The organism is Microcoleus sp. OTE_8_concoct_300 (assembly GCF_031383065.1).
Taxonomy (GTDB): Bacteria; Cyanobacteriota; Cyanobacteriia; order Cyanobacteriales; family Microcoleaceae; genus Microcoleus.
Window position 1 is genome coordinate 1 of the sequence record NZ_JANMZH010000316.1, and the last position, 1,085, is coordinate 1,085.

Consider the following 1,085-nt stretch of genomic DNA (forward strand, 5'->3'; position numbering starts at 1 on the left):
TAAGCTGTTGTGCATTTAAAACGCATATTGGTATAATATAACATAATGATATTCAGAAAAAGTGAATGCCTGCTAAAAACTTTCTAAGTTCCGAAACAAAGGAAACTCTTCAACAAGTATTAAAAGAGCATGAGCATCCAGACATTCGGCAAAGAGCCTTAATTTTTTTGTTACTAAATAACGGAAATACACAAGCTCAAACTGCTGAACTAATTGGATGTTCTCTAAGAAAAGTTGCTTATTGGAGTATTCATGGTGATCCTGAGAATTTAGACAGTTTTAAAGATGATAGGATGAAGGGTAACTACCGAAAAGCCACAGAAGAATACATTGATTTACTTCTAGAGACAATTGAAGTAGAACCTGAGAAATATGGCTATGAATTCGGGAGATGGACAACAGCTAGACTTGCCATATATTTAGAAAAAAAGACAGGAATTGAACTGAGTAGCACTCAAGTAAGGAGGATTTTAAAGTCAAAAAAGTATGTTTACCTCTGGGCGAAATATAGCTTAGAGGATAAACAAGATACCGTAGAGAGGGGTTTATTTAAAGATAAACTAGCTGAATATCTAAAAATAGAAAAAGAAGCTCCAAACCTTTTACAGGTATGGTTTTGGGACGAGAGTGGATTTAGTTTAAGAGTAATCAGAAGGAAGAACTGGTGTAAAAAAGGGACTCGAAGTAACAAAAGAGGAGATCGACGAAAAGGTCGTATTAATGTCATGGGTGGAGTGAGATATTCAGATAAAAAAAGATGGGTAGATTTTATTCCATCTGGGAATTCTGCTAATTTTTATGCAGTGCTAAAAAATTTTTATGAAGATTTAAAAGCAGAGTGGATATTGCAAGGAAATTTAGCCGAAGACTTTAAAGATAAAGGCTGTAAGTTTGTGATAATTTTGGACAACGCTAGTTTTCATAAAAAAGCAGAGACTTTGCAGAAAATAGCGTCAGAAATGCCGAATCTAATCATAGAGTTTTTACCCAAATATAGCCCTGACTATAACCTAGTTGAATTAGTATGGCATTCTGCCAAGGAATATGTTGCTAATAGATTATTTGAATCCATTGAAAAACTAGAA

The 1,085-nt window shown here is 34.0% G+C and carries 1 protein-coding gene; it reads left to right on the forward strand.

From position 1 onward, the window contains the following. Nucleotides 1–65 precede the first annotated feature (65 nt). The coding region (locus ACUVJL_RS14230; protein ID WP_445246441.1) for an IS630 family transposase at nt 66–1,085 on the forward strand (1,020 nt) is incomplete at its 3' end.